Raw genomic sequence first — 25,653 nt, forward strand, 5'->3', positions numbered from 1 at the left:
GCGGGTCATCACTTCGATGCAACCTGATAGGTTGCGGGTAGACCTGCATATTCTTCCAGCGCGCCTTGCAGCCACTGCTCATATGCTTCCTCGCTGACCACTTTGACGGTGATTGGCATGTAAGCGTGGTCCTTGCCGCACAGCTCGGAACATTGACCGAAATAGATGCCTTCTTTCTCGGCCTCGAACCACAGTTCGGCCAGACGACCCGGAACACCGTCCTGCTTCACGCCGAAGGACGGGATGGTCCACGAGTGGATCACGTCCGAAGCGGTAACCTGCATGACGACGACCTTACCAACCGGAACGACAACGGCGGTATCGGTGGCCAGCAGCCATTCGTCATCGCTGTAGCCCGCATCCGCCAGTTTGGCACGCATCGCATCGTTCAGAACAAATGGGGTCACATCAGCATCGGCCGGGCGTGCGCCTTCGTCCAGTGTGGCCGGGTGGCCCAGCAGATAGCTGTCAAAGGCGAAATCGTGATCAACGTATTCGTAGGTCCAATACCACTGGTTCCCAACGACCTTGATGGTGATGTCGCCTTCGGGGATTTCCTGCTGATTGAACAGAACCGGCAGCGAGAAGGCACCGATGAAGACCAGAATCAGGATCGGGCCAAGGGTCCAGGCGATCTCAACCGGGGTGTAGTGCGAGAATCGCGCCGGTTCAGGGTTGTTACGCGAATTGTATCGAATGATGCAGTAGATCAGCAGACCCGCAACAAACAGGCAGATCGCGGTGATGATCACCAGAATCATATCATCCAGCCGCTGAATCCCCGAGGCCAGGCTGGTGGCCGCGGGCTGGAACCCAAGGCCGCCATCAACCGGCTTACCAATAATCTCAAGCTCCTGAGCCATTGCGGGAAGGCTGGAGAGGGCTGTCATCAACCCCGAAAGCATCAAAGCATTCTTCATTTTCTGTCCTGATCGTCTGATCTTTGCTTCTCTGGCGAAAAGGTGTGAATCAGTCGCACCTCTCCCGTTGTCTTTGGCCGCGTTAAAAACCATATTCCGTCGGGTAGATAAAGCAAAATGCTTGCGTCAAACAGACGCTATTTTTGATCTGGATCAAACTCGGAAGGTCCCAACAGATGTCCAATGACCCGTTTCGCCCATTTGATAGCGCTATTCCGCAGGACGAGGCGCTTGCGGTTTTGCAATCCGCCACTTCCGGGGCAGAAGACGGTGAGCTGTTTGTCGAGCGGCGAAAATCCGAGTCTTTGGTCTTTGACGACGGGCGCTTGAAGACGGCATCTTATGACGCATCCGAAGGGTTTGGCCTGCGGGCGGTGCAGGGCGAAGTTGCCGGGTATGCGCATTCCACCGATGTCTCAATTCCGGCGCTGAAGCGGGCAGCCGAGACCGCGCGCCTGGCTGTTGGCGACGGCGGCGGCACGCTGGCCGATGGTCCGCGCGCTACCAATACCCGCCTTTATACGGACGAAGACCCGATTGAATCCGCTGATTTCCCGGTCAAGATCGAAACACTGCGCGAGATCGACGCCTATGCCCGCGACATGGATCCCCGCGTCGTGCAGGTTAGCGCGACAATCGCCGCAGCCGTACAAGAAGTCGAGATTTTGCGCCCGGATGGCGTACTGATGCGAGACGTGCGGCCAATGACCCGCCTCAATATCTCGGTCATCGTCGAACAGAACGGTCGCCGCGAAAGTGGCTCGGCCGGGGGTGGCGGGCGCGTCGGGCTAGACGGCCTGATCGATCCGTCGGATTGGCAGGACAAAGCGCGCGAGGCGTTGCGGATCGCCTTGGTCAATCTCGACGCGATCCCGGCCCCTGCCGGCGTGATGGAGGTCGCGCTTGGCCCCGGTTGGCCAGGCATCCTCTTGCACGAGGCAATCGGACACGGTTTGGAGGGTGACTTTAACCGCAAGGGAAGCTCGGCCTTTGCCGGTTTGATGGGACAGCAGATCGCATCCAAAGGCGTGACCGTTGTTGATGACGGCACAATCCCGGATCGTCGCGGCTCGATCTCTTTGGATGACGAAGGCACACCCAGTTCCAGGACTGTCTTGATCGAAGATGGCGTCCTGACCGGCTATATGCAGGATCGCCAAAACGCACGCCTGATGGGCGTGGCCCCCACCGGAAACGGGCGGCGGCAAAGCTATGCGCACAAACCCATGCCGCGGATGACGAACACTGTGATGCTGGGTGGTGAGGCTGATCCGGCCTCTTTGGTTGCGGACATCCAGGACGGAATCTGGGCCGTTGGTTTCGGCGGCGGTCAGGTGGATATCACCAACGGCAAATTCGTGTTCTCGTGCACCGAGGCGTACCGCGTGGAAAACGGTAAGATCGGGGCACCCGTCAAAGGCGCGACCCTGATCGGCGACGGTCCATCCGCCCTTAAACGCATTCGGGGGTTGGGCAACGACATGGCGCTGGATCCGGGCATGGGAACCTGTGGCAAAGACGGCCAGTGGGTGCCCGTCGGCGTGGGACAGCCAACGGTCCTGATGGATGGCCTGACGGTCGGCGGATCGGCTGCATAACCGGGAATCGCTTGGCGAGAAATCGAGAGCGCAGGGTTAACACTGCGCTTTCTGACCGCCTGCGCCTTAACATCCTGATGGGCGGCCGCGCTGAGGGTGGTGTTTTTTATTTCATATATTTCAATGCACTGGAAAACTCTCGAATATAAACGTCGAAAATTATCCGGATAATTTGAAGAGATTCACAAGCTGTTAACCCCAGCAATCGTAAACCAGTTCTGCAATCAGGCGGAGCATCGGATGACCGAAGAGCAGCATTCTTCCTATCACCCCACACTCCCACCCACCACGGAAGAGGATCGGTTTTCCTGGCTTCGTCTGTTGCGCTCTCGCAAGGTTGGTCCGGCGACGTTTCGTCGGTTGCTGCGGGAACACGGCTCGGCGCAGAACGCGCTGGCCGCGCTGCCGGAAATGGCACGCGCTGCCGGAATTGATGGGTACAAAGTTTGCCCCCCCGGCGTGATTGAGGCGGAACTCAAGGCCGCAAAAGCCGCGAACGCGCACCTTTTGTGCCTTGGCTCCGCCGATTATCCAGATGCCTTGCATGATCTTTCCGACGCCCCACCGTTGCTTTGGGCGATTGGAGATAGCTCTCTGCTTCAGCGCCGGTCGATTGCACTGGTCGGCGCGAGGAATTGTTCGTCCTTAGGGGCGCGGATGGCGCGGGGGCTTGCCACGGATCTCGGCAAGCAAGGCTATGTCGTTGTGTCCGGCCTGGCACGCGGCATTGATACAGCGGCCCATATGGCCGCGATTGAAACGGGCACCGTCGCTGTAATGGCAGGCGGCGTGGATGTCGTCTATCCCACCGAAAACACAGTGCTGGCGGAAAAGATTGGGCAAACCGGGCTGCGTGTCTCCGAACAGCCCATGGGCGTCACACCGCAGGCCCGGCACTTCCCGCGCAGAAACAGGATTATCTCAGGTCTGGCGCAGGCGGTTGTCGTCGTCGAAGCTGCCGCAAAATCCGGCAGTCTGATTACTGCGCGGGACGCCTTGGATCAGGGGCGCGAGGTTCTGGCCGTACCTGGGCACCCCTTTGATGCACGCGCTGCCGGGTGCAACATGCTGATCCGGGACGGCGCGATATTGGTGCGAGCCGCCGAAGACGTCATTGAGGCTCTACCGAAACGGGCACCCACCAGTCAGGTCGAGGGCCCCACCGTGCCAGACGTTGTAGCCAAACCGGTGATCGCAGGTGCCGCGCTACATCGTGAAATCCTGTCGCGATTGGGGCCCTCTCCGATTGCCGAAGATCAGTTGATCCGCGACATTGCCGCAACGGCCGGAGAAATCGGGCCCGCATTGATTGATCTGGAACTCGAGGGACAGATCCAGCGCCAGCCCGGCGGCCTTCTGTCGCTGTCAGCGTAATCTTCATCGCTGAGGCCTGGCTTCTGCCCAAGTCCTTTTTATGTACAGGTTACGTGATTGAAATTACCACATAATTCCTGTGTTCAAAGGAACGCATTGACAATTCGCCCTTGCCCTCCACATCTTGCACGATCATAGAAGGCGTCAATTCCGTCGAGCGAGGTTTTCCCTTAAATGCCTGTAGTTGTTGTAGAATCCCCTGCCAAGGCCAAAACAATCAACAAATATCTTGGCCCCGACTACACGGTGCTGGCCTCGTATGGCCATGTCCGGGACTTGCCGCCCAAGGATGGATCCGTCGATACCGAGCATGAATTTGAGATGAAATGGGAGGTCGGCAACGACAGCCGCAAACATGTCAAAGCCATCGCCGATGCGCTGAAAGAAGACAACGCTCTGATTCTCGCGACTGACCCTGATCGTGAGGGTGAGGCCATCAGCTGGCACCTGCAAGAAGCCCTGACCAAGCGCCGCTCGATCAAGAAAGACACGCCTGTCAGCCGCGTGACCTTCAACGCGATCACCAAGGATGCCGTAACCGAGGCGATGCAGAACCCGCGCCAGGTCGACATGCCGTTGGTCGAGGCCTATCTGGCCCGCCGAGCGCTGGACTACTTAGTGGGATTCAACTTGTCGCCGGTTCTGTGGCGCAAACTGCCCGGCGCCAAGTCTGCCGGTCGCGTTCAGTCAGTCTGTCTGCGCCTAATCGTCGAGCGCGAGATGGAGATCGAGGCGTTCAAGCCAGTTGAATACTGGTCTGTGAAGGCAGTGTTCGAAACACCGCGCGGCCAGACTTACGAGGCGCGATTGGTCACGCTGGCCGGCAAGAAACTGGACAAACATGATCTGGCCAACGCCACGCAAGCCGAACTGGCGGTGCAAGCCATCACCAGCCGCGCGCTAAGCGTTACTTCGGTCGAAGCCAAACCCGCTGCGCGTAACCCCAGCGCGCCCTTCATGACCTCGACCCTGCAACAAGAGGCCAGCCGCAAGTTCGGAATGGGTGCGCGCCACGCGATGCAAGTGGCGCAACGCCTCTACGAGGCGGGCTACATCACATATATGCGGACCGATGGCATCGACATGGCGCCCGAGGCCGTGGCGGCCACCCGCGATACCATCGCGGACCGTTACGGTGCAGAATACGTGCCGGACAGCCCGCGTATCTATAAAAACAAGGCCAAGAACGCCCAGGAAGCGCACGAATGTATCCGCCCGACGGATATGTCCCGCGATACCAAGGCCCTGAAGGTCACGGATGAGGATCAGCGCAAGCTGTATGACCTGATCTGGAAACGTACCATTGCCTGCCAGATGGCTGCGGCCCGGCTGGAGCGCACGACGGTCGAGATCGGCAGCGATGACGGCCAGGTCGGCCTGCGCGCCACCGGTCAGGTAGTTCTGTTCGACGGGTTCATGCGCGTTTATGAAGAAGGTCGCGACGACGTGGCCGATGATGATGAAAAGCGCCTGCCGCAAATCATGCAGGGCGATCCGGCTCGGTTTGCCAAAACATCCCTGCGCGATCAGTTCACCAAAGCGACCAGCGAGGGCACTGAAAAGGCAGCGAAAGAGGCTATTCTGTCCGAGAACGAATCTGTACTGGCCCTGCAGCACCACACTCAACCGCCGCCGCGCTACACCGAGGCTACGCTGGTCAAGCGGATGGAAGAGCTGGGGATCGGGCGACCGTCGACCTATGCCTCGATCGTCACAACGATTCAGGACCGGGAATATGTGCGCAAAGACAAGAACCGGCTGATCCCTGAGGAAAAAGGCCGGATCGTTACGATCTTCCTGCTGAACTTCTTCCGCCAGTACGTGGGGTATGAGTTCACTGCCAATCTGGAAGAACAATTGGACGACGTCAGCGCCGGTGGGCGTGACTACAAGGAGTTGCTGAGCAAGTTCTGGCGCGATTTCTCGGCTGCTATCGGCGAGACGTCCGAGTTGCGGATCTCCGAGGTTCTGGACAAACTCGATGAAGCCCTGGCGCCGCAACTTTATCCGCCGCGTGAAGACGGCTCGGACCCGCGTGTCTGTCCGAAATGTGGAATGGGTCAGTTGCATCTGAAAACGTCGCGCACCGGCGGGTTCGTTGGGTGTGGAAACTATCCTGAATGCACCTATACCCGCCCCATCGCCGGCGAAGGTGCCGAAGGCGAGGAACGTCTGCTGGGCGATGATGCAGGGGATGATATTTGGCTGAAATCTGGCCGCTTTGGCCCCTATGTTCAGCGCGGCGAACCGACACCCGAGAACAAGAAACCACCGCGCGCCTCACTGCCGCGTGGTTGGAGCAAAGATGACATGGATCTGGACAAGGCGCTGACGCTGTTGTCCCTGCCCCGCCAGATTGGCGAACACCCCGAAGGCGGTATGATCAGCTCGAACTTCGGGCGGTTTGGTCCCTATCTGATGCATCAGTTGGCGGATGAGGCCAAGCCGGTCTACGCCAACCTTAAAGACCCCAACGATGTGTTCGAGATCGGCATGAACCGCGCGGTCGAGTTGCTGGCCGAAAAGCGCGCCAACCCCGGGCGGGGCCGTCGCGCAGCGGCCAAAGCGTTGAAGGAATTGGGCGAGCACCCCGATGGCGGCGCGATGCAGGTTCTGGATGGGCGTTATGGGCCATACGTGAAATGGGAAAAGGTCAACGCGACTATTCCCAAAGATATCAAGCCCGAGGACGTGACACAGGAAATGGCCATCGAACTGGTCAACGAACGCTCAGCCAAAAAGGGCACCAAGAAAAAAGCCGCCCCTAAAAAGAAAGCTGCGGCCAAGAAAACGACTAAAAAGGCGTCCACCTGAGGGCAGTTAGGTAGAAATACCACCCACCCCCTGGTTTCATTGACTTCCCCGTGACGTGGCGGCACAACCTGCGCCATCACCATGTCATTGGGGGAGTTTTCCATGAAGAAAGTCTATGCCAATGCCACTGAGGCACTCGATGGAGTGATTTCGGACGGCATGATGATCGCGGCAGGCGGTTTTGGCCTGTGCGGTATTCCCGAACTGCTGCTTGAGGCGATCAAGAACTCGGGCGCACAAGATCTAACGTTTGCCTCGAACAATGCCGGCGTCGACGATTTCGGCATCGGCATCCTGCTGCAGACCAAGCAGGTCAAAAAGATGATCAGCTCTTATGTCGGTGAAAACGCCGAATTCATGCGCCAGTATCTGGCCGAAGAGCTGGAGCTGGAATTCAATCCGCAAGGAACCCTGGCCGAGCGTATGCGCGCCGGTGGCGCTGGAATCCCCGGTTTCTACACCAAAACCGGTGTAGGCACCGTGATCGCCGACGGCAAAGAGCACAAAGACTTCAATGGCGAGACTTACATCTTGGAAGAAGGCATCTTTGCCGATCTGGCCATCGTCAAAGCCTGGAAGGCCGATGACACCGGCAACCTGATCTTTCGCAAGACCGCGCGCAACTTTAACGTGCCCGCAGCGACCTGTGGCAAGATCTGCATCGCCGAGGTCGAGGAAATCGTGCCACGTGGCTCGCTGGACCCCGATATGATCCACCTGCCCGGCATTTATGTGCATCGCATCATTCAGGGTCAGCATGAAAAGCGCATCGAACAACGCACCACCCGTAAGAAGGAGGAAGCATAATGCCCTGGGATCGCAATCAGATGGCCGCACGTGCGGCGCAAGAGCTGGAAGACGGCATGTATGTAAACCTCGGCATCGGTATTCCGACGCTGGTGGCAAACTATGTGGGCGACAAGGACATCACCCTGCAATCCGAGAACGGAATGCTTGGCATGGGCCCCTTCCCCTTTGAGGGCGAAGAAGACCCGGATCTGATCAACGCTGGCAAGCAGACGATCACGGAGCTGTCCCGCACCGCCTATTTCGACAGTGCCACATCGTTTGCCATGATCCGCGGCGGCAAGATTGCGGCCGCCGTTCTGGGCGCGATGGAGGTCGATGAAGAAGGCGATCTGGCCAACTGGATGATTCCGGGCGTGCTGGTGAAGGGCATGGGCGGCGCGATGGACCTGGTTGCAGGTGTTCGTCGCGTGATCGTCGTGATGGACCACACCAACAAGCACGGCAAATCCAAGCTGCTGAAGAAGTGCACCCTGCCCCTGACCGGCAAGAAGGTGGTGAACCGCATTATCACCAACCTTGGCGTTCTGGACGTGGTTGATGGTGGCTTGAAGATCATCGAGATCGCTGAAGGCGTGACCGAGGACGAAATCCGCGCCGCGACCGAGGCCAACATCGTCAACTGATTCACACCAATGAAAAGGCCCACCAAATTCAGGTGGGCCGTTTTCAGTTCAGCGATTGGAATACACACCCATCCGTAATCAGCTGGGGCGGTGTCGAACACAACGCCCGCGCCACCTGAAACGCTGCAAGAACCTTGGGCACGTAATCACGGGTCTCTGCGTAAGGCGGGACGCCCTCGTGCTTACGTACGGCCCCTTCCCCGGCGTTATACCCCGCAAGGACGAGGATCGGGTCGTTACCGAATTCTTCCATCAGCCAGTTCAGGTACTTCACACCGCCCGCGATGTTTTGCGACGGCTGCGTACTGTCCTGAACCCCAAACCGTTTGGCGGTTGCAGGCATCAATTGCATCAACCCCTGTGCCCCGGCCGAGCTTACAGCGTCGGTGCGCCCAGCGGACTCAACGGAAATGACCGCCAGAACCAATGCCGGTGAGACATTTGTTCCAACGGTCGAGCGCAGAATATCCACACGGCGTTTTTGGGCGATGTTTTGCAGGGTCTGTAAACGGGGTGCCGCGACATTGATCGCAGCCAGCGCATTCATGGCATCGTGCAGTCGTCCGGACCCGGCCTCGGCCAAGGACGGCGACACTCTCTCCCAGAAAGCCTTGTACGAGCCAACTGGTTTTTTGCCCGCACCGGGAAGAGTTGGCGGTACGACACGCGTGCGCGCAATGATTTCAGGTTCGACTAAATCTACGCCTGTACTAGGGGCAGACGGGGTCTTCGCATGCTCATCGGGCGTGATCTGGACCGTGACGCGCGGTCGTGTGCCGGGCTTAGGGGCCTTGACCCTTTTGTAGACGCCTCTTGGCTCAACCTCGTTTGCCACGACTGGCACAGGGCCAGACAGCATCAACGCCGCCAAACCGGCGCAAGTCATTGCGAGCCGGAGATTCATTTGCCTGCCTCATGTTTTTCTTTTGGTTGAGTTGAACCTCGAATCTGCCCGCAAGGCCAGAAAAACAATGCGAAATGGGGCAATTTCGCCTCATTTGCCGCAAATTTGCATCGGGGCTACCAGACAATCTCTGCCAAGTTTGTTTTTTTATTGTTTTCTTACAATCACTTACTAAAAGAACTACCAAAAAGTTAAACTTCACCAAAAAAAAATAGGGTTTGGCCCAATTCCTGCCATGCACAGCGGTCAATCATAGTGCCATACCGAGACGATCGGGAGCGGACTGAGAGAGAAAGCTCTGAAAGACGCCGAGGTTTAATAGACTTTTTTGATCCTTTAGGAGGGACGTAACATGATCAAGTTCATCAAGAATTTCCGCAAAGACGAAGACGGCGCCGTAACAGTAGACTGGGTCGTTCTGACCGCAGCCGTTGTTGGCCTGGCCGCAGTTGCATACACTCAGATCGGCAACGGCACCAAAGCCGTTGCGGACAACATTGGCTCCGCGCTGACCACCACTGCAACTAGCGTTGTGTCTGACGTCCAAGTCAACCCGGAATAAAGCGTAAGCGACGTCAAAGACGACAGTGGCGCAGTAATCGTCTGATCGTCTTGACGAGATTAAAAGGGGCTGAGTTGCAAACTTGGCCCCTTAATTTTTCTAACACTTGCCGTGGTGCTCCCATGTTTAGAACAATCTCAAATTTCTGCAAATGTGAAGACGGGGCTGTGACTATTGATTGGGTGGTGTTGACGGCCTTTGTTGCATTTATGGCTGGCGTTGTGGCCTTATTCATCGCAGGCCCAGTTAGAGACATTGACACAAAGAACGGTGCTGCGATGTTAACTGTAGCAGATCAAGTTGAAACCATGGAAGTCACCGTGAGCTTTGGCGAATAAAGGCTGTATTGATCAGATTTTTGGTTCGTACCGTGACGAACGGGCAATAAGAAAACCCCACATTGTCCCCCTTTTCGACACAATTCACGTTTAGACAGAGGTCAAATGGTGTCGTATTCTGTTCGACATCTAACTAAAAAAGAAGTGTGAGGGGACACAAATGCGTGCGGTATTTGGACTTGTTCTGATTATTGGGGTCGCTCTGGCCGGTGGTGCGGTGTACTTGGCAAAAGACTACATCAGTCAAACGCAAGCGGAGCTAGAGCGGGAGAGGCTGGCCACTCAAAACGCTCTCGCGAATGTAAAGACAATTCCGACAGTGGACGTCATGGTCATTAACCGAGCCATGAAGTACGGGGAACGTCTTACACAGGATGATGTTCGCACCGTGCAATGGCCTGAGGACGCCATTCCCGAAGGGACTTTTTCGGACATGGCCGTTTTGTTTCCCAAGGATGGGAGAGGCGATCGGTTTATCCTTCGTACAATCGAAAAAGACGAAGCCCTTTTGGAAGTCAAAGTTACCCAGCCTGGCGAATCAGCTGGCATTACCTCGCGCCTAAAGAAAGGCATGCGAGCCTTTGCAATCAGCGTGGATGTAGCATCAGGTGTGTCTGGCTTTTTGCGACCCGGCGACAACGTTGACGTATACTGGACCGGATCTCTGAGGGATGCGGGCGGCGAAGGAGAGATCACGCGTCTTATCCAGACCAACATCGAGCTGATCGCAATCGATCAGAGCGCAGGATCGGACGTGACCGGCACGACGATCGCCAGGACGGTCACTGTGGCTATTACCCCGGAACAGGTCGCCGCTCTCGCGCAAGCACAGAACACCGGGCGGTTGTCACTGGCCTTGGTCGGTGCTCAAGATGAGACCATTGCAACCGCGATTGAAGTGGACCAAAGAAAACTGCTGGGAATCGAGGAAGCGGCGCCTGCCCCTATCACAGTCCAAGAAAAGGTTTGTACGGTCAAAGCGCGCCGCGGCGGCGAGATCGTCGATACCGGAATAACAACGCCCTGCACAAACTAGCGTAAAATCAACACGTTAAAGCCACAAGCCGCGCCTTCAGCGCGGCTTGTATCGTTTCGTATGTTGCGCATTATCCACATAAGGAAAATTCCAGAAACCATTGATTATTGCAATAAATTCGCAATTCGCGCAGTGTTATCTCACATAGGCGTTAGACCTAAAACGAGGCGTGATCGGAGAGGCAGGTCACATGAAAATAATATCTTGTATCAGCGCAACCCTTCTGGGGTTGGCGTTAGTTGTCAGTTCGGCCAGCACAGCTGTCCAGGCTGAAACACTTCGCGTGGTTAAGAACGGTACGGCGGAAACGCTGGACGTTCCGATGAACCGCGCAATTGTCGTTGAAAGCGAAACACCATTTGCGGAACTCAGCATCGCCAACGCAGGCATCGCTGACATTTCGTCGCTTTCTGATCGTACCATCTATGTATTGGGTAAGGCACCTGGCCTGACCACGCTGACTTTGTTCGACGGTGCAGGTAATCTGCTGGCCAATGTTCGGGTCCGTGTATCGCCGGATGTGTCTGAATTCAAAGAAAGGCTACGGCAAATTCTGCCTAGCGAGCCAATTGAAGTGCGTACTGCCAACGACGGCATCGTTCTTTCTGGCACGATTTCCAGCTCGGCCAAATTGGCCCGTGCTCTAGAGCTTGCAGAACGTTACGCGCCCGAGCGCGTCTCGAACCTGATGTCTGTTGGCGGCGTTCAACAGGTTATGCTGAAAGTTCGCTTTGCCGAAATGAATCGGTCGGTTGCGAAAAGTCTGACTGCATCGTTGGGCTTTGGCGGCGGTGACGTTACGGGCGGCTTCAACACCCTGAACAGCGCAGGCGCTTTGGCCAATGCATTGAACAACAACATTCCCTTCCAACAGACGAATACGGGCGCTATCCTTTTCGGCTTTGGTGCTGGCTCGACACAGGTACGGTTGCTGTTGGAAGCGCTTGAAACTAAAGGGCTTGCCCGAACTCTTGCGGAGCCCAACCTGTCAGCCCTGTCGGGTCAGGAAGCTGAATTCCTGGCGGGTGGCCAAGTCCCGATTCCTGTTCCTGCGGACGACGGCAACATTGCAATCGAATATCGGAACTTCGGTGTGCAGGTTCTCTTTACCCCTCGCGTGGTGGATGGTGATCTGATTAACCTTGAGTTAGGAACATCGGTCTCAACTATTGACCCGAACTCCAACTTCTCAATTGCAGGCAACAACGTGCCTACCTTTATCTCGCGTCAAACAAAGACGACAGTTGAATTGCGAGACGGAGAGAGCTTTGCGATTGCAGGGTTGATTCAGGACAACTTCGCGGACCTGAACAGCCAAATCCCATGGGTCGGCGACATTCCTGTACTGGGTGCTTTGTTCCGCAGCGCGGAATACCAGCGTCAGCAATCTGAACTGGTTATCATCGTCACGGCCCATCTGGTATCACCCACCCGTGGTGAAGCCCTAGCCCTGCCGACAGACCGCGTCAAACCGCCTAGCGAGTTTGACCTGTTCTTGAACGGAAAAACGGCGCGAACGACACGCGTTGGTTCGGGTGCTGCGTCTGAAGTCGCCAAGCAAGACTTTGGCAGCTCATACGGCTACATCCTGGAATGATTGAGAGGATAGGACCAATGCAAAAGTGGATCATAACACTGGGTCTGTCGGTCGCCGTTGCCGCGTGTACACGTGAAGCGGGGTACGAAGCTGACCAAGGCGCCTTTGGCAACGCAACCCTAAACAACGTTCAGGTCATGAACGGTGAACTGACATACGCACAAATCCTGGGCCAGCGGTTTGCCGCAGAAGTGCCAACGCAGATCAATTTTGCGTTTAACAGTTCTCAGCTGGACGCTCAGGCGCAACGCGTCTTGTTGCGGCAAGCGGCATGGATCAAGCAGTTCCCCGAAGTGAGGTTCCGCGTTTATGGCCATACCGACGCCGTCGGCTCGACTGCCTATAACCAGTCGCTTGGGCAGCGCCGTGCAAACGCCGCCGTTGCATTCCTGACGCAGCAGGGGATCTCGCGATCACGCTTGGAAGCCGTTGTTTCCTTTGGGAAAACACGACCTCTGATCGACACTCCGAACCGAGATCGCCGCAACAGGCGTACAGTGACGGAAGTGTCAGGCTTCTTGGATCGCAACCCGCTGGTACTGGATGGCAAATACGCCGAAATCGTGTACCGCGAATACGTCGACAGCGCGACAAGAGAAAGCTACATCCAGCGTGACGACGCTGGCGGCAGCGACGATGAATAATCCATAAGAAATGGGCGACATCGTCGCCCATTTCCCTACAATTGGTTCTTTTGCGCCAAATTCTTGCCTAAGTTCCAAGCCATCCTTTCAACAATTAGGTGAAGTGCGGCCCGAATTGGCCGCGACCGGGCAACAGCGAACTGAACCGAAACAGACATGTTCGGGCAGCGAGCTGGCCCAGACGACAAGGATTGTGTGAATGACAAGCGCCAAAACGCATGATGACGGAACTGCTATTCTGGCTTGCACGATCAGCCGTGACGTCCAAAACTTTGATCTTCTGATCGAGGACATGGAGACCATTTTGGGCGAACGTTGGGGCGACCTTGGCTTTGCTGAGGCCCTGGCCTTTTTCAGCCAGCCAGAGGCGGAAAGCCTTGAATTCGTTGCGCTTGCTATTGACGGAGAAGATGAAGACAACCTTTCCCTGATGGGCGAGATCATCTCGCAGGCCAAGGAAAAAAAGATCAAGATCGTTCTGATCGCCGAAGACGTCACACCCGCGTCTCTGCACCAGCTGCTTCGCAAGGGCGCGGACGAGTTTGTCCCCTACCCTCTTCCCGAAGGAGAACTGCAGGAAGCCATCGAGCGGATGAACAAACCTGATCCGGTAGCAGCGACTGCAGTTGCAACGGCTCCAGCCGCTCACGGTGATTCGAAAGAAGGCGCGCTGTTTGTGGTCCATGGGCTGGCAGGCGGCGTGGGATCAACGACTATGGCGGTCAACCTCGCCTGGGAGTTAGCAACTGCATCAGACAAAGAGGCACCTTCCGTGTGCGTCATCGACCTGGATCTGCAGTATGGTAGCGTGTCGACGTATCTGGACCTTCCTCGACGCGAAACCGTGTTTGAAATGCTGTCGGATACCACATTGATGGATGACGATGTTTTCTCGCAGGCCCTTCAAACCTATGAGGAAAAGCTTGAGGTCCTGACTGCACCGTCCGACATGGTTCCCTTGGACCTGATCACCCCTGAAGACATCGAACGCGTCATCGAAATAGCCCGCAGAAGATTCGACTACGTGGTTGTCGACATGCCGACGACCCTTGTTCATTGGTCAGAAACGGTTCTTCAGGCTGCGCATGTTTACTTTGCAATGATCGAACTGGATATGCGATCCGCTCAGAACGCGCTGCGGTTGAAGCGCGCCCTCCAAGCCGAGGAGCTGCCGTTCAACAAGCTCCGGTTCGCTCTGAACCGAGCCCCTAAATTCACTGACCTGAATGGCAAAGGCCGGGTCAAGCGCATGGGCGAAAGCCTGGGCATTTCAATTGATCTGCAATTGCCGGATGGTGGCAAACCAGTCATGCAAAGCGGTGATCACGGATTGCCGCTGGCCAAATCCGCCGCCAAGAACCCGCTGCGACGGGAAATAGCTAAACTTGCAAAATCACTTCACAGCTTGGGCAGCAGCAGCGCTGAAGCCGCGTAACAGTATTTCAGAGGGGTAGTCGCCGTGTTTTCAAGATATAAGAAGCAGCCAGCAGCGCAGCCGGTCGAATCTGCTCCGGCGCCTCAGGCTGCGGCGCAAACGCCTGCTCCTAAAAAAGCGACCACCGCCTCTGCCAACGCCGTCGCTCGCCGCCCAATTCAAAAGAAGGCCGCCGAACCGGTAGCCTCGGACCGGGATCGCAAGCGCAAAGAGCGATTGAGCGAAATCAAGATCGAGATGCACCGGGAGCTGTTGGAAAACCTGAACCTTGCGGCACTTGAAAAGGCAGGAGAATCCGAACTTCGGGCGGAAATCAGTGCGATTTCGAGTGAAATCCTCGAATCCCGTGACATCGTTCTGAATCGTGAAGACCGGTCACAGCTTACCAAAGAACTGTATGACGAGGTTACCGGACTGGGTCCGCTTGAGACGCTGCTTCAAGACGATAGCGTCAACGATATCTTGGTAAACGGCCCTCAGCAGATTTTTGTCGAGCGGCACGGCAAGCTTGAAATCAGCGACATCACATTCAAGGACGAAAAACACCTGATGCGGATCATCGACAAGATCGTATCCGCCGTGGGTCGTCGTGTTGATGAATCCAACCCTTATGTTGACGCGCGTCTGGCTGACGGTTCGCGTTTCAACGCAATGGTGCCGCCTATCGCCGTAGACGGGTCTCTGGTTTCCATTCGTAAGTTCAAAAAAGACAAGCTGGCCATTGATGATCTGGTCAATTTCGGTGCCTTTACAGAGGAAATGGCCGCCTATTTGCAGGCAGCTGTTTCTACGCGTCTGAATATCATCGTCTCGGGCGGTACAGGCTCGGGTAAGACGACAACGCTGAATGCCTTGTCCAGCTTTATTGATGACGCCGAACGCATCCTGACCATCGAGGATACGGCGGAACTTCAGCTGCAACAGACCCATGTGGGTCGGATGGAAAGCCGCCCTCCTAACGTGGAAGGCAAAGGCGAAGTCAGCCCACGCGACTGTCTGAAAAACGCCCTTCGTATGCGCCCTGACCGCATTATCGTGGGCGAGACGCGTGGTGCCGAGGTGATCGACATGCTGCAGGCCATGAACACCGGCCACGACGGTTCGATGACCACGATCCACGCCAACTCGGCCCGTGACGGGATTTCGCGCCTCGAAAACATGATCGCAATGGCCGGAATCGAGATGCCCCTCAAAGCGGTCCGCAGCCAAATCTCATCAGCTGTGAACCTGATCGTTCAGGCCAGCCGCTTGCAGGATGGCTCGCGTCGGATGACCTCGATCACCGAGATTACGGGGATGGAAGGTGATGTGATTTCGATGCAGGAGATTTTCAAGTTCCAACGCGTTGGTCTGACACCGGACAACAAGATCATTGGCCATTTCACCGCGACCGGTGTTCGCAGCCACTATTCCGAACGCTTCCGTCTGTGGGGCTTTGATCTGCCTCCATCCATCTACGAACCTACGGCCATCTAAGGAGATCCGGAAATGCAACTGCCCGTAGAGGCCCTTATCTATGTTGTGATCTTCGTCGGAGTACTTCTCCTGGTCGAGGGCATCTATCTTGTGGCATTTGGCAAGTCCATCAGCCTGAACAGCCGGGTGAACCGACGTCTGGATATGCTTGAGAAAGGCGTCGGGCGCGAACAGGTTCTGGAACAGCTGCGCAAGGAAATGCAGCAGCATATGAAAACCCAGAGCATCCCGCTCTATTCGCTGTTGGCTGATAAGGCCCAAAAAGCAGCCATCGCCTTTTCACCGCGCCAATTAATCATGATCATGATGTTGGTTTCTGGCTTTGCCTATGTCGGGTTGAGTATCGGCACAGGAACGGAGATCGTTTTGCGGATTGCGCTTTCGATCGCGATTGGCGTGGGCGGCGTTTATGCTTGGGTTAACAACAAGGCCAAAAAACGCATGGGCTTGATGGAAGAGCAACTGCCTGACGCAGTTGAACTGATGGTTCGGTCCCTTCGTGTCGGCAACCCATTCGTTTCGACAATTCAAATTGTTGCCAGTGAAGTGCAGGATCCGCTTGGGACGGAGTTTGGTATCATCGCAGATGAATGCGCCTATGGTCGTGACGTGGGTGAAGCCCTTAAGGACCTGGCCGAACGACTTGGGATGCAGGATCTGCGCTTTTTGTCCGTTGCGGTCGGAATTCAGCAACAGGCTGGTGGTAACCTCGCCGAGATTTTGGCGGGATTGGCCCAGGTTATCCGAGCGCGGTTCCGCCTGTTCCGCCGTGTCAATGCGATCACGGCCGAGGCCAAATGGTCCGGCAAGTTCCTGTCTGGCTTCCCGCTAGCCTGCCTGTTGTTCATTTTGGTGAAATCTCCGAACTATTACGACGAAGTTCTTGACCACCCGTGGTTTATTCCGATGTGTTTCTTTGTGGGCATCATGCTGACATTGAACTTGATCGTCATGCGCATTCTTACGAATATCAAAGTCTGAGGGCTCGAGTATGGAATTTCTGACCCAAATCAATGAAGTCCTGACTGAGCATTTGGGGCCGTTCGGGCCACTGATCGTGGTCGGGATTTTGGGATTCTTCATGATCCTTGTGGCCGTGCCACTGATGCTGAACCAACCAGAGGACCCCCTCAAGAAACTTCAGCGTTCGAATGCGGCCCCCAAGGAAAGCAAAAGGGGCAAACAGGACAAACTGCGACAATCCAGCCGCAACGAGCAACTTCAAAAATTCGCGAACTTCCTGGAACCACAGAACAAGGAAGAACTGTCCGCGATGGAGCTCAAATTGCGCCAAGCGGGGTATCAGTCCAAGGACTCGGTCCGGTTTTTCCACTTTGCTCAATTTGCGCTTGGATTGGTCGGCATTTCGATTGGCGTTCTGTTGGTCACGGTTTTTGCCGGCGATCAGGAATTCACCCCGGCCCAGATGGCCATGCGCGTCTTGATCCCGGCATGTGCGTTCTACTTCCTCCCACGCTATTGGGTAACACGGCGCGTTGCCGAACGGCAGGAAGCTATCGTTGCAGGTTTCCCCGACACTCTGGACCTTATGCTGGTCTGCGTCGAAGCGGGTCAGTCGCTGGATCAGGCGATTGTTCGGGTCGCGGCTGAGATGAAGGTTTCTTACCCGGATATCGCCTCGGAATTCGAGGTTGTCGCACACGAACTGAAGGCCGGTAAAGACAGGGACAGCGTTCTCAGAGACTTTGGCACACGTTGCGGCGTTCAAGACGTCAGCTCGTTCGTGACTGTCATGATCCAGTCGGCCACGTTTGGTACGTCAATCGCCGAAGCCCTGAGAGTTTATGCCGGTGAAATGCGTGACAAGAGGGTAATGCGCGCCGAAGAGGCCGCGAACAAGTTGCCAACCAAAATGACACTTGCCACAATGATCCTGACTGTGCCGCCGTTGCTGGTTATTCTGGTCGGCCCCTCGGCAAAAGGCATTTCGGACTTTGCAAACAGTGGATCCGGTGGATAACGTCCCGATGAACTCAAATTTCAGGTGTATCCAGTTCAGGCTACGCCGCATGTTTCAGGCCACCATGGTTTTTGCCATGGTGGCCTCTTGTACAGAAACGGGCCTTTCAAACGGTCTGGACGCTCCGGGCGTTGACCCCAAAGCCGATGCCGTTGATCCGGTTACGGTCGGAAACCGACTGATGGCATCGGGAGAATATGAGCTGGCGCTGACGTCCTTTTCCCGTGCCGCGCTGGATCAGGGGATGACAACGGAACTCTTGACCTCAATGGGAACGGCAAACTTGGGTCTCAGGCGTTTGGGGCAGGCAGAAGAACTGCTACGCCGCGCGATAGAGGATGAACCCGACTGGCCAATTGCGTGGAATAATCTGGGTGTTGTGCTGATGGAAAAGGCCGAATACCCCGAGGCAGAACAGATGTTCAGACGCGCCTTTGCTTTGGACAATGGCGAAAGTGACGCAATCTTGGACAATCTGCGCTTAGCACTCGCAAAAATGGAAAATCCTGTTAATACTACCCCGGAAAAACAAGAATATACACTGGAGCAGCAAGGCGACGGGCAATTCATGCTGCGCAAGCTCCCGTAACATTGGCAAGAGCAGTAAGGGACGCAAAAAAATGCGCCAACAATTCTTGATTCCGACGATGGTGATCTGCGGGATGGTTCTGTCCGCCTGCGAAAAAGAGACCGAAGAAGAAAAGGTCGAACGCACCTATCAGGAGGTGAACGTCATTGACGAAACCAACCTGAACGAGGTTCTTCTGACCGCGGCTGACCCAAACGAGGCTGTGACCTATTTCAAAGGGGCCGCCGCAAAAAACCCAGGCCGGATCGACCTGCAACGGGGCCTCGCGATTTCTCTTACCCGCGCTAAGCGAACGACCGAGGCCGCTTCGGCTTGGAAAAAAGTGACGACCATGAAGGGCGCGAGCAACGTCGACCGGGTCGAATACGCCGCCGCATCGGTCCGCGCGGGTGACTGGTCGACAGCCAAGTCGACGCTGGATTCCGTTCCTCCAACCTATGAAACGTTCCAACGTTACCGTCTTGAGGCGGTCGTCGCAGACTCCAGCAAAGACTGGAAGCGCGCGGATCACTTTTACGAAACAGCCGTCGGTCTGACCACGCGCCCTGGCAGCGTTATGAACAATTGGGGCTACTCCAAGCTGTCGCGCGGTGACTACGCCGATGCCGAAAGATTGTTTTCTGAAGCAATCCGTCAGGACAAATCGCTGTTTACCGCCAAGAACAACCTCGTGTTGGCCAGGGCCGCACAAGGCAACTATAACATGCCGGTTGTTCCTCTGACGCAGATTGAGCGCGCCATGCTGCTGAATACAATGGGTATTTCTGCGATTAAACAAGGCGACATCACGACCGCAAAGAACCTGTTCCGCGAAGCCATCGCAACCCATCCCCAGCATTATGAGGAAGCCGTTCGATCGCTTCGCGCGCTTGAAGAGGCCTGATCCATGAATATCCCTGCGACGGCAGCCGCGTGGTTTTTGCCGTTTGTGTTGCCGATCTGCTTTTATGTGGCGTTCACCGATCTGCGTAGCATGCTGATCAAAAATCACGCCGTGATCGCGCTGGCTGTGGTTTTTGCAGTTGTCGGATTGTTTGTGCTGCCACCCTGGGCCACCGAGTGGACGACCGGAGGCGTAGGGCCGATTACCCTGACACTTCCGCCCTATCTATGGCAAATGTTGCACATCGTGGTCGTTCTGTTTTTTGGCATCCTGTTCAATGCGGCTGGCGTCATGGGGGCAGGTGATGCCAAGTTTCTGGCTGCCGCCTCGGCTTTTGTTTGGGCTGGTGACTATCTGCTTATGACGCTGATCGCCACTTGTGCCATGCTTGGCGCATATGTGACGCACAGGCTAGCCAAGCACACGCGCCTTAGGGCAATCGCCCCGGATTGGGAAAGCTGGGATCGGGGCAAGCATTTCCCCATGGGTTTTCCGTTGGGGGCCAGCTTGGCGATCTATCTGATTTTCGGAACTGTTTCCGGCTCATAAACTATCATCAGTCCGCCTTTTCAATGCCTTGGTGCTGACACAAAGCAGGTTAAGATTTTATGCAAGCGGCCCTTGTGGGGCTTTTGGCGTGATTAGTGGATAGACGGGCAACGCTCATGAATATGCAGACGACCTCGGTTATGGCCCCCCCTGCCCCAAAGGGTATGGCCGAAATGAAACTGCCCATCGTGATGATGCGGGACATTCTACTTAAGACGATATTCCGAAAAAACGTGGATACGGTCACGGAAATCGCGGAAGCGATCTGTTTGCCAGGCGCGGTCACGCAGGAATTGGTCGACATCGCACGCGATCAGAAACTGCTCGAAGCGACCGGCACGTTGAACGCCAATAGCGGTAACGAGATGGGCTATCAGCTTACCGATGCCGGCAAAGCCCGCGCCCTGGACGCGCTGAGCCAGTCTGAATATTTCGGTGCCATGCCGGTTCCGCTGGACGTCTACCGGGAACAGGTCAAGCGTCAGTCGATCCGAAACATTCAAGTGACCCGTGATCAGCTAACCGGTGCCATGGGGCATCTGGTTCTGCCCAACAGCCTGCTGGACCATCTGGGCCCCGCGGTCAGCGCCGGCAGATCCATTCTGATGTATGGCCCTCCGGGAAATGGTAAATCCTCAATCTCGAACGGTATTCGCGACGCGCTGGGGGACAACGTCTATGTACCCCGTGCCATCGAGTATGCAGGTCAGGTCATCACGGTCTATGACCCGATCGTCCACACCGCGATCGAGCAAGAGGCGGATGACCCCAACAGCCTGCGCCGTCGCAAGCGGTTCGACACGCGCTATGTTCAGTGCGAACGCCCGACCGTTGTAACGGGTGGTGAACTTTCGCTTTCAATGCTGGATCTGGTCTACAACCCGACTGCGCGGACTTATCAGGCGCCGCTGCAGCTAAAATCAACTGGCGGCATCTTTATCGTGGATGACCTTGGTCGTCAGCAGGAACCGCCACAGGCGCTGATCAACCGATGGATTGTTCCACTGGAAGAGAACAAGGATATTCTTGGCCTCCAATCAGGCGAAAAATTCGAGGTTCCCTTTGACACATTGGTTATCTTCTCGACCAACTTCCACCCGAATGAGATCTTCGACCAAGCGGCCCTGCGCCGGATCTTCTTCAAGATCAAGATTGGCGGTCCGGTTCAAGAAGACTTCCTGAAGATCTTTGCGATGGTCGCTCGCAAGCGCGGCATGCCACTGGACGAATCCGCTCTGGTGCATTTGCTGAAGGTCAAGTACCCGACCATCAACAACGTCTATGCCAACTATCAGCCGATCTTCCTGATCGACCAGATGATCTCAATCTGCGAATTCGAGGGCATCCCCTATCAGATGAGCCCCGACCTGATCGACAGGGCATGGGCCAACATGTTCGTCAAAGACGAGATAATCGTAAATTAACGCCGTGCCATTTCCAGGACAGGCCGGGTAGTCTGCGTTCATGACGCAGATTCCCGCCCGGATCACGGATTGGTTTGACGCCAAAGGCTGGTCCATCCACCCACATCAGCAAGAGATGTTTGACCGGGCTGCAGACCCGGCTACTTTGCTTATTGCGCCCACCGGCGGTGGCAAAACAATGGCCGGTTTCCTTCCGACGCTGGCCGAACTGGCGGAAAACGATCGCCCCGGCCTGCACACGCTTTATGTTTCCCCACTCAAGGCTTTGGCCGCCGATATCCGCCGAAACCTGCGCGGCCCCGCGGATGAAATCGGTCTGCCCATTCGCATCGAAGACCGAACAGGCGATACCTCAGCCACGCAAAAGAAACGTCAGCGCGTGGACCCTCCGCACATCCTGCTGACCACGCCTGAAAGCCTGGCCTTGCTGACCTCTTATGAGGATGCGCCACGGATGTTTGCGGGCGTTCAACGCGTGATCGTGGACGAAATCCACGCCCTGGCCGAAAGCAAGCGTGGCGATCAATTGATGCTGGCGCTAGCCCGTTTGCAAAGCTTGTGCCCGGACCTTCGCCGCGTTGGTCTTTCAGCCACAGTCGAAGATCCTGATGCCATCGCGCAGTTTTTGGCCCGCCACCCCGATCCTTGCAAGATCATTCAGGCTGATCCCGGCCCCGACCCCGATATCCAAATGCTTGAGACGCAGGAAATGCCTCCCTGGTCCGGCGGAGGGGCGGCCTATTCGATCCCCGCCGTTCTTGAGCAGATCAAACGGCACAAGACCACTCTTATCTTTCACAACACCCGCGCGCAGGCCGAGATTTTCTTTCACAATATCTGGCTTGCCAATGACGACGGGCTACCCATTGGCATCCATCATGGCAGCCTGGATCGGCAACAGCGTGAGCGGGTCGAAGCCGCAATGGTGCGTGGCGATCTGCGCGCGATCGTCTGTACAGGCAGTCTGGATCTCGGCATCGACTGGGGGGATGTCGACCTGGTGATCCAGATTGGTGCGCCAAAAAACGTCAAGCGGCTGGTGCAGCGTATCGGTCGGGCCAATCACCGCTACAACGCCCCCTCCAAGGCCCTTTTGGTGCCAGCGAACCGGTTCGAAGTCGTAGAGTGCGTAGCCGCGCTGGAGGCCGCAAAGGCCCATGACCTGGATGGCGAACCGCGCGGAACGGGCCCAAGGGACGTGTTGTGCCAGCATATGCTCATCGCCGCTGCAGCAGGTCCGTTCGATGCAGATGCCCTGTTCACCGAAATGACAACAGCAGGGCCATTTTCTGACCTCAGCCGCGCTGAGTTCGACGCCTGTTTGGGTTTCTGCGCAACCGGCGGCTACGCACTGCGCGCCTATGATCGCTGGCAGCGGCTGTTGCAGCGACCGGACGGGAAATGGCAGCTAAGAGATCCGCGGGCGGCACAGCGTATTCGCATGAACCTGGGCACGATACAGGACACCGACACGCTGAAGGTCCGCCTAAAGCGCAATCGCGGGGGTAAGCCCCTTGGTGAGGTCGAGGAGGCATTTGCTGCCTCTCTGACGCCCGGAGATACCTTCCTGATAGGCGGGCAGATCGTGCGGTACGAGGGGCTGCGAGAAATGGTGGTCGAGGTCAGTCGCCGGGCCGACAAGAAGCCCAAAATCGCCACGTTCTCGGGCACCAAGTTCGCGACCTCGACCCAACTCAGCGACCGTATCCTTCGCATGTTCGCTCAGCCGGACTGGCCACAACTACCTGCCCACACGGCCGAGTGGTTAGCGTTGCAGCGGGATATGTCCCGATTGCCTCACCGCGATCGATTGCTGATCGAGAGCTTTCCCAATGATGGCCGCGAACATCTATGTGTTTACGGCTTCGCCGGGCGCAATGCACAACAGACCCTCGGGCTTCTATTGACCAAACGGATGGAGGAAACCGGGCTGGCGCCGCTTGGTTTTGTTGCCACCGACTATGCGACGCTGGTTTGGGGCCTGGATGTTGTGACCGACCCACGCCCTCTGTTCCAACTGGACGAGCTTCGTGACGGGCTTGAGACATGGCTGGCGGGCAACGCTGTCATGAAACGAACCTTTCGCGCCTCAGCCACCATCGCAGGCCTGATCGAGCGCAATACAGGCGGGCAACGCAAAAGCGGGCGTCAGGCTACGTTTTCATCGGACATCCTTTACGACACATTGCTGAAATATGACCCCGACCACCTGCTGATGCAGATCACCCGCGAGGAAGCGATGCGCGGTCTGGTGGATTTTGGACGCATTGAAGCAATGATTGAACGAATTGGCGACCGTATCGATCTGGTTCGGCTGGATCGGGTCTCTCCGCTTGCTGCGCCGTTGTTTCTGGAGGTTGGCAAGGTACCGGTCAAAGGTGCCGCCGAAGAACGCATGTTGGCCGAGGAAAGCGCCCGGCTGCTACAGGCTGCGGGACTAGACGCGAAGTAAATCAGCTTGCGCCAGTGGTCAAAACAGGTGAAGAACGTACCATGAACGAGCTGGCGTTTTCCTTTACTGAACAAGACCTGCGCGCATTGGGATCTGGTGCGTTGTGGTGGCCAAGTCGGAATCTGCTATGCGTCAGCGATCTGCATCTTGGAAAATCCGAACGTATGGCGCGGCGCGGTGGTCCCTCTTTGCCGCCTTATGACAGTCAGGACACCCTGACCCGGCTGGCAGCCGACATCGACAGAACTGGCGCGCAAACTGTCATCTGCCTGGGCGACAGCTTTGACGATTTGGATGCTTTGGCGGCGTTGGGCGCCGCCGAGAAGCTCTCGTTGACGGCCCTGCAAGCAAGCCGACAATGGATTTGGATCGAAGGAAACCACGACCCGGGTCCAATAGATCTGGGCGGAACACATCTGGCTGAATACGTGGTAGGTCCGCTGGTTTTTCGGCATATCGCCCAACCCGGTGGTCACGGCGAAATCTCGGGGCACTATCATCCCAAGACCCGCATCAGGGCACGCGGTCGGACGATCACACGCCCGGCGTTTTTGCTGGATAATTCAAGGCTTATCCTACCGGCTTATGGCACCTATACAGGCGGGCTACGAAGTTCCGAGAAAGTTCTAAGTGACTTGATGAGCGACCGGGCAATGGCCATCCTGACCGGCCCTCATCCACAAATCATCCCAATGCCACGCTGAGATCATATCAACCCGTCGTCCTCAAGCATCGGCTTGTACTTCCGGCTGACCGGTATCAGGTCACCATTCACCAGCTTCAAGTAGATTCTGTCGGCTACCTTCTCGGTGCCTGTGACTGCGTTGTCCACGATCCAATGGGACCGGTGCGCACAATGCCCGCGCAAGGGCTCCATTTCCCCAACCGCATCAGAGAGCCGTAATCGGATCGCAAAGGTGCCCTCAGATGTGACCACATCCACATAGTGATTGCGCGAGCTCAGGCGATAAATCTGCCCCTGAAAAGACGCAGGCAACCGTCGCGCAAGCCGCGGTGCCGGGGATGATGGTGGAGCGCTTTTGGGTTCCGCCCGGCTGGTCAAAATCAGACCAGCGGTAAACAACGCACTGTATCCAATAACCCGCGGAATGCCGGGTGCGGAGTGGCCCCCAATGGAAAACAGAACCACGGCCAGCACCCAAAGGGACGGGATAAACAACAGCAAAACAAACAGGGCGATTGCCAGGTCACGCACCGGCAGGTTCAGAACAGTCCCGGGTTCGCGGATCAGTTTTCGGGCCATCCAGGTCGACGTCACAGCGATGCCCATCACCCCGAACCAAAATAAGAAGCTTATGACAAACGGCAAATCCGACATCTGGAACGGCGGAAAAGCGTAAGCCAGCATAGGAAGGAAGAACGCTCCGGCCACCACTCGTTGTGGGCTGCACAGGCTGAAGATGGGTCTTAGCTTTGAAGTCATACCATATCAAAAACCACTTTCAGGGACCCAGCCAAAAGCCCCGGAAAGCTAACATTCACACACTGTAAACGGCTGGGAAATCCCGGCTAACACGCCCCATTCAGACATTCAAACCTTAAAGGGGGGAAATTTAGCACGTTGACATCATGGCCAATTTTCACACTTGTGCAAAATTCAGCTGTGTTGGGGCGCATATTTTG

Annotated in this window: 23 protein-coding genes; 20 read left to right on the top strand and 3 right to left on the bottom strand. The window is 56.3% G+C overall.

The window, feature by feature from the left end:
* Positions 1 to 8: 8 nt before the first annotated feature.
* On the bottom strand, positions 9 to 920 hold the full coding sequence (coxB, locus tag DS906_RS12840) for a cytochrome c oxidase subunit II (protein ID WP_113790547.1): 912 nt from the start codon (positions 918 to 920) through the stop codon (positions 9 to 11).
* A gap of 176 nt (positions 921 to 1,096) precedes the next feature.
* Here coxB and tldD point away from each other — a divergent pair, with 176 nt between their 5' ends.
* From tldD to DS906_RS12865, 5 genes are all read left to right on the top strand, one after another.
* Entirely contained in the window at positions 1,097 to 2,518 is a 1,422-nt protein-coding gene (gene tldD / locus DS906_RS12845) for a metalloprotease TldD (RefSeq protein ID WP_113790548.1), read from the top strand.
* 240 nt (positions 2,519 to 2,758) lie between these two features.
* Positions 2,759 to 3,892: a DNA-processing protein DprA gene (dprA, locus tag DS906_RS12850; RefSeq protein ID WP_113790549.1), complete on the top strand. Its 1,134-nt coding sequence runs from the start codon at positions 2,759 to 2,761 to the stop codon at positions 3,890 to 3,892.
* A gap of 174 nt (positions 3,893 to 4,066) precedes the next feature.
* The gene (gene topA / locus DS906_RS12855) at positions 4,067 to 6,706 is read left to right on the top strand and encodes a type I DNA topoisomerase (protein ID WP_113790550.1); all 2,640 of its coding nucleotides are present in this window, start codon (positions 4,067 to 4,069) and stop codon (positions 6,704 to 6,706) included.
* A gap of 102 nt (positions 6,707 to 6,808) precedes the next feature.
* Positions 6,809 to 7,513, top strand: coding sequence for a CoA transferase subunit A (locus tag DS906_RS12860; protein ID WP_113790575.1), 705 nt, complete (start codon positions 6,809 to 6,811; stop codon positions 7,511 to 7,513).
* The gene (locus tag DS906_RS12865) at positions 7,513 to 8,139 is read left to right on the top strand and encodes a CoA transferase subunit B (protein ID WP_058276937.1); all 627 of its coding nucleotides are present in this window, start codon (positions 7,513 to 7,515) and stop codon (positions 8,137 to 8,139) included. The genes DS906_RS12860 and DS906_RS12865 overlap by 1 nt, the downstream gene beginning before the upstream one ends.
* 43 nt (positions 8,140 to 8,182) lie before the next feature.
* On the opposite strand, the gene DS906_RS12870 is transcribed toward DS906_RS12865, so the two are convergent.
* Positions 8,183 to 9,043, bottom strand: coding sequence for a lytic transglycosylase domain-containing protein (locus DS906_RS12870; RefSeq protein ID WP_113790551.1), 861 nt, complete (start codon positions 9,041 to 9,043; stop codon positions 8,183 to 8,185).
* 352 nt (positions 9,044 to 9,395) lie between these two features.
* Here DS906_RS12870 and DS906_RS12875 point away from each other — a divergent pair, with 352 nt between their 5' ends.
* From DS906_RS12875 to pdeM, 15 genes are all read left to right on the top strand, one after another.
* On the top strand, positions 9,396 to 9,605 hold the full coding sequence (locus DS906_RS12875; RefSeq protein ID WP_113790552.1) for a Flp family type IVb pilin: 210 nt from the start codon (positions 9,396 to 9,398) through the stop codon (positions 9,603 to 9,605).
* A 122-nt stretch (positions 9,606 to 9,727) separates the two neighbouring features.
* Positions 9,728 to 9,943, top strand: a complete 216-nt coding sequence (locus DS906_RS12880; protein WP_113790553.1) for a hypothetical protein — start codon at positions 9,728 to 9,730, stop codon at positions 9,941 to 9,943.
* A gap of 160 nt (positions 9,944 to 10,103) precedes the next feature.
* A complete protein-coding gene (gene cpaB / locus DS906_RS12885; protein ID WP_113790554.1) occupies positions 10,104 to 10,979 on the top strand; it encodes a Flp pilus assembly protein CpaB in 876 nt (291 codons plus the stop codon).
* Between the two features lie 190 nt (positions 10,980 to 11,169).
* Positions 11,170 to 12,576 (top strand): type II and III secretion system protein family protein, encoded by a 1,407-nt coding sequence (locus tag DS906_RS12890; RefSeq protein ID WP_113790555.1) that lies wholly within the window; start codon positions 11,170 to 11,172, stop codon positions 12,574 to 12,576.
* 17 nt (positions 12,577 to 12,593) lie between these two features.
* Positions 12,594 to 13,220 carry an OmpA family protein gene (locus tag DS906_RS12895; protein WP_113790556.1) on the top strand — a complete coding sequence of 209 codons (627 nt, stop codon included), beginning with the start codon at positions 12,594 to 12,596 and terminating at the stop codon, positions 13,218 to 13,220.
* Between the two features lie 199 nt (positions 13,221 to 13,419).
* On the top strand, positions 13,420 to 14,655 hold the full coding sequence (locus DS906_RS12900; RefSeq protein WP_113790557.1) for an AAA family ATPase: 1,236 nt from the start codon (positions 13,420 to 13,422) through the stop codon (positions 14,653 to 14,655).
* 24 nt (positions 14,656 to 14,679) lie between these two features.
* Positions 14,680 to 16,131: a CpaF family protein gene (locus DS906_RS12905; protein ID WP_113790558.1), complete on the top strand. Its 1,452-nt coding sequence runs from the start codon at positions 14,680 to 14,682 to the stop codon at positions 16,129 to 16,131.
* Positions 16,132 to 16,143: 12 nt separating this feature from the next.
* On the top strand, positions 16,144 to 17,112 hold the full coding sequence (locus DS906_RS12910; protein WP_113790559.1) for a type II secretion system F family protein: 969 nt from the start codon (positions 16,144 to 16,146) through the stop codon (positions 17,110 to 17,112).
* Positions 17,113 to 17,122: 10 nt separating this feature from the next.
* Positions 17,123 to 18,112 (top strand): type II secretion system F family protein, encoded by a 990-nt coding sequence (locus tag DS906_RS12915; protein ID WP_113790560.1) that lies wholly within the window; start codon positions 17,123 to 17,125, stop codon positions 18,110 to 18,112.
* 49 nt (positions 18,113 to 18,161) lie between these two features.
* Positions 18,162 to 18,701 (top strand): tetratricopeptide repeat protein, encoded by a 540-nt coding sequence (locus tag DS906_RS12920; RefSeq protein ID WP_233494780.1) that lies wholly within the window; start codon positions 18,162 to 18,164, stop codon positions 18,699 to 18,701.
* A 31-nt stretch (positions 18,702 to 18,732) separates the two neighbouring features.
* Positions 18,733 to 19,584: a lipopolysaccharide assembly protein LapB gene (locus DS906_RS12925; RefSeq protein WP_113790561.1), complete on the top strand. Its 852-nt coding sequence runs from the start codon at positions 18,733 to 18,735 to the stop codon at positions 19,582 to 19,584.
* Positions 19,585 to 19,587: 3 nt separating this feature from the next.
* Positions 19,588 to 20,133, top strand: a complete 546-nt coding sequence (locus DS906_RS12930; RefSeq protein ID WP_113790562.1) for a prepilin peptidase — start codon at positions 19,588 to 19,590, stop codon at positions 20,131 to 20,133.
* Positions 20,134 to 20,249: 116 nt separating this feature from the next.
* Positions 20,250 to 21,557, top strand: coding sequence for an ATPase (locus DS906_RS12935; protein WP_113790563.1), 1,308 nt, complete (start codon positions 20,250 to 20,252; stop codon positions 21,555 to 21,557).
* A gap of 40 nt (positions 21,558 to 21,597) precedes the next feature.
* Complete coding sequence (locus tag DS906_RS12940; protein ID WP_113790564.1) at positions 21,598 to 24,009, top strand: ligase-associated DNA damage response DEXH box helicase; 2,412 nt, start codon at positions 21,598 to 21,600, stop codon at positions 24,007 to 24,009.
* Positions 24,010 to 24,050: 41 nt separating this feature from the next.
* Positions 24,051 to 24,713, top strand: a complete 663-nt coding sequence (gene pdeM, locus DS906_RS12945) for a ligase-associated DNA damage response endonuclease PdeM (protein ID WP_113790565.1) — start codon at positions 24,051 to 24,053, stop codon at positions 24,711 to 24,713.
* A 2-nt stretch (positions 24,714 to 24,715) separates the two neighbouring features.
* Here pdeM and DS906_RS12950 read toward each other — a convergent pair whose 3' ends face one another.
* Positions 24,716 to 25,453: a LytTR family DNA-binding domain-containing protein gene (locus DS906_RS12950; RefSeq protein WP_113790566.1), complete on the bottom strand. Its 738-nt coding sequence runs from the start codon at positions 25,451 to 25,453 to the stop codon at positions 24,716 to 24,718.
* Positions 25,454 to 25,653 lie beyond the last annotated feature (200 nt).

Source organism: Ruegeria sp. A3M17, from assembly GCF_003318255.1.
In the GTDB taxonomy this organism is placed as follows: domain Bacteria; phylum Pseudomonadota; class Alphaproteobacteria; order Rhodobacterales; family Rhodobacteraceae; genus Ruegeria.

Bases quoted from the DNA above. Each gene is read 5' to 3' on its own strand.
- coxB (WP_113790547.1), bottom strand. From the start codon at position 920: ATGAAGAATGCTTTGATGCTTTCGGGGTTGATGACAGCCCTCTCCAGC.
- tldD (WP_113790548.1), top strand. From the start codon at position 1,097: ATGTCCAATGACCCGTTTCGCCCATTTGATAGCGCTATTCCGCAGGAC.
- dprA (WP_113790549.1), top strand. From the start codon at position 2,759: ATGACCGAAGAGCAGCATTCTTCCTATCACCCCACACTCCCACCCACC.
- topA (WP_113790550.1), top strand. From the start codon at position 4,067: ATGCCTGTAGTTGTTGTAGAATCCCCTGCCAAGGCCAAAACAATCAAC.
- DS906_RS12860 (WP_113790575.1), top strand. From the start codon at position 6,809: ATGAAGAAAGTCTATGCCAATGCCACTGAGGCACTCGATGGAGTGATT.
- DS906_RS12865 (WP_058276937.1), top strand. From the start codon at position 7,513: ATGCCCTGGGATCGCAATCAGATGGCCGCACGTGCGGCGCAAGAGCTG.
- DS906_RS12870 (WP_113790551.1), bottom strand. From the start codon at position 9,043: ATGAATCTCCGGCTCGCAATGACTTGCGCCGGTTTGGCGGCGTTGATG.
- DS906_RS12875 (WP_113790552.1), top strand. From the start codon at position 9,396: ATGATCAAGTTCATCAAGAATTTCCGCAAAGACGAAGACGGCGCCGTA.
- DS906_RS12880 (WP_113790553.1), top strand. From the start codon at position 9,728: ATGTTTAGAACAATCTCAAATTTCTGCAAATGTGAAGACGGGGCTGTG.
- cpaB (WP_113790554.1), top strand. From the start codon at position 10,104: ATGCGTGCGGTATTTGGACTTGTTCTGATTATTGGGGTCGCTCTGGCC.
- DS906_RS12890 (WP_113790555.1), top strand. From the start codon at position 11,170: ATGAAAATAATATCTTGTATCAGCGCAACCCTTCTGGGGTTGGCGTTA.
- DS906_RS12895 (WP_113790556.1), top strand. From the start codon at position 12,594: ATGCAAAAGTGGATCATAACACTGGGTCTGTCGGTCGCCGTTGCCGCG.
- DS906_RS12900 (WP_113790557.1), top strand. From the start codon at position 13,420: ATGACAAGCGCCAAAACGCATGATGACGGAACTGCTATTCTGGCTTGC.
- DS906_RS12910 (WP_113790559.1), top strand. From the start codon at position 16,144: ATGCAACTGCCCGTAGAGGCCCTTATCTATGTTGTGATCTTCGTCGGA.
- DS906_RS12915 (WP_113790560.1), top strand. From the start codon at position 17,123: ATGGAATTTCTGACCCAAATCAATGAAGTCCTGACTGAGCATTTGGGG.
- DS906_RS12920 (WP_233494780.1), top strand. From the start codon at position 18,162: ATGTTTCAGGCCACCATGGTTTTTGCCATGGTGGCCTCTTGTACAGAA.
- DS906_RS12925 (WP_113790561.1), top strand. From the start codon at position 18,733: ATGCGCCAACAATTCTTGATTCCGACGATGGTGATCTGCGGGATGGTT.
- DS906_RS12930 (WP_113790562.1), top strand. From the start codon at position 19,588: ATGAATATCCCTGCGACGGCAGCCGCGTGGTTTTTGCCGTTTGTGTTG.
- DS906_RS12935 (WP_113790563.1), top strand. From the start codon at position 20,250: ATGAATATGCAGACGACCTCGGTTATGGCCCCCCCTGCCCCAAAGGGT.
- DS906_RS12940 (WP_113790564.1), top strand. From the start codon at position 21,598: ATGACGCAGATTCCCGCCCGGATCACGGATTGGTTTGACGCCAAAGGC.
- pdeM (WP_113790565.1), top strand. From the start codon at position 24,051: ATGAACGAGCTGGCGTTTTCCTTTACTGAACAAGACCTGCGCGCATTG.
- DS906_RS12950 (WP_113790566.1), bottom strand. From the start codon at position 25,453: ATGACTTCAAAGCTAAGACCCATCTTCAGCCTGTGCAGCCCACAACGA.